Annotated in this window: 2 protein-coding genes; one reads left to right on the top strand and one right to left on the bottom strand. The window is 36.3% G+C overall.

What is annotated here, in order from left to right; genetic code table 11:
- Positions 1–144: 144 nt before the first annotated feature.
- Positions 145–273: a hypothetical protein gene (locus tag OGM63_RS13925; RefSeq protein WP_263746177.1), complete on the bottom strand. Its 129-nt coding sequence runs from the start codon at positions 271–273 to the stop codon at positions 145–147.
- 68 nt (positions 274–341) lie between these two features.
- On the opposite strand from OGM63_RS13925, the gene OGM63_RS13930 reads away from it, so the two are divergent.
- Positions 342–1,180, top strand: an 839-nt coding sequence (locus OGM63_RS13930; protein ID WP_375340485.1) for an RNA-guided endonuclease InsQ/TnpB family protein, incomplete at its 3' end; no start/stop codon positions are given.

The raw sequence follows: 1,180 nt of genomic DNA on the forward strand, positions 1-1,180 counted from the left end.
TTTTACCTCAATAAGCAGAAGGCTCACACCATAACTGTACTCAGTTTGGTGTTGAGATGAATGCGAGTGAGGCAGGAGAGGATGCGTTGAATGTCTTTCTGCGTAGCAGGAACAATGATGGCGCATCAACGACTGGTGAACAAATTATTTTATTGACGGTTCCTTAACTTCTGGCAGACTATCAATTAACTCTTCAACTATAGCCGTAATAGTTTTATCCTTGATAGCCGCATACCATCGCAATTTTTCAATTCTGCGTGTAGAAATTCTCATGTTTAATTTAGAATCTTTCATAAATGTCCCACAAAGTCAACACATTTATGTTATCATAGTTTAGAAGGATGCAAAAAAAAATGAGAACTTCATACCAGTACAAGCTGAAACCAACAAAACAACAAATTATTGAATTAGACAGATGGTTGTCTATGCTAAGAGCGCAATATAATTATATGTTGGCAGACCGCTTTAACTGGTATGACGCTAATCGTTGTCCAATAAATGCTTGTCCGTTAATTTGCCACATCCCAGAACTAAGAGAAAAGCCTAACGTTTATAATCAGCAAAAATCTTTAACTCAACTCAAAGTCACTCACCCCTGGTACAAAGAAGTCTATTCTCAAGTATTCCAAGATGTAGCTAAACGAGTCGATAAAACATTTGAAAGATTTTTAAAGGGTGATTGTAACGGGAAACGTAGTGGTAGACCTAGATTCAAAGGTGAAGGTCAATACAAGACTTTCTCTTATCCACAAGTTAAAGCAGATTGCTTGATTGGTAATCAAATTACTTTGCCAAAGCTGGGTAAGTTTAAGGTTGTCGTACATCGATCAATACCAGATGGATTTAAAATTAAAACAGCTTCTGTAACTAAAAAAGCAGATGGTTTTTATATCACCCTGAGCCTTGAAAATACTACAGTTCCAACAATAAAACCTGATTTTGATGCTGATAAAATTATTGGTATTGACTTGGGGCTGAAAGAGTTTTTAACTGACTCTGAAGGTGTAGCTGTCCCAATTACTCAACATTATCGCAAGTCTCAAAAACGTTTAAAGCTTCTTCAAAAACGGGTATCTCGCTGTAAAAAAGGTAGTAACCGTCGTAAAAAAGCTGTTAATAAAGTAGCTAGACAACATAAAAAAGTAGCTGATAAACGGCGTGATTTTCACTTTAAGACTGC

It is taken from the genome of Plectonema radiosum NIES-515 (genome assembly GCF_025753815.1).
GTDB classification, from domain to species: Bacteria; Cyanobacteriota; Cyanobacteriia; order Cyanobacteriales; family Nostocaceae; genus Hassallia; species Hassallia radiosum_A.

Coding starts and splice junctions, on each gene's coding strand:
- OGM63_RS13925 (WP_263746177.1), bottom strand. CDS start 273: ATGAGAATTTCTACACGCAGAATTGAAAAATTGCGATGGTATGCGGCT.